The sequence below is a fragment of the Carboxylicivirga sp. M1479 genome, assembly GCF_007097485.1.
Taxonomy (GTDB): domain Bacteria; phylum Bacteroidota; class Bacteroidia; order Bacteroidales; family Marinilabiliaceae; genus Carboxylicivirga.
This window is the reverse complement of the sequence record NZ_VKDE01000086.1, coordinates 1-776: the sequence shown is the minus strand read 5'-3', so window position 1 is coordinate 776 and position 776 is coordinate 1. Positions and strand designations below refer to the sequence as shown.

Here is a 776-nt window from a genome sequence, read left to right as displayed (position 1 = left end):
TTTACGGCATTTACGCTATACATGCTTATCATCTTTGAAATGGTATCACGATTGGTGGTAGTCCACAAAATATTGATCTTATCCATATTAATCTATTTTATATTTTATTTCTGACTCAGTAGTTCACTTAAAACTTGCTTGTAAACATCAACCGATTGGGCACCTGTTACTGCACTATTAAGGTTAAACACCATGGTGGGAACAGCTGATATTCCGTGATTCTTCCAATAATTTTCTTTTTCTAGCACATCTGCTTTTCTACGATCATCCGACAAACAATTATTTGCTTCTTCAGCATCCAATCCTATGCTTGTCAGCTCTTGCAGCAATACGTCCGGATGTAACAAGCTTTTACGCTCTGAGAAATGAGCTCTCATAAAGCGCATGTTCAAGTCGTGCTGTTTTCCTTTTTCTTTAGCGTACTCAAGCAAAATATGAGCATTTAAGGTATTGGGCATGCGCATCCCATCATAATAGTCAAAATCAAAATCGTAGTCTTTCATTAAAGCCACCATCTGCTCTTTCGATCGTTGCAAATCCTCAGCCGATGAACCATACTTACGCCTTATATGCTCAGTAAGATCTTCCCCTTCACTTGGCATTTGCGGATTCAACTCAAAGGGTTGCCACTCCAAGTCGATTTTATCCTGAATACCCATTTCTTCGATAGCTCGTTCTAAGCGCTTATAAGCAATGGCACACCATGGGCATACCACATCGGATACAACATCTATTTTTATCTTATCGTTCATTGCTATTTTGGTATTTGTACTCAA

Annotated in this window: 1 protein-coding gene; it reads right to left on the bottom strand. The window is 38.7% G+C overall.

From position 1 onward, the window contains the following. Nucleotides 1–104: 104 nt before the first annotated feature. Nucleotides 105–776, bottom strand: a 672-nt coding sequence (locus FNN09_RS20880; protein ID WP_221932563.1) for a DsbA family oxidoreductase, incomplete at its 5' end; no start/stop codon positions are given.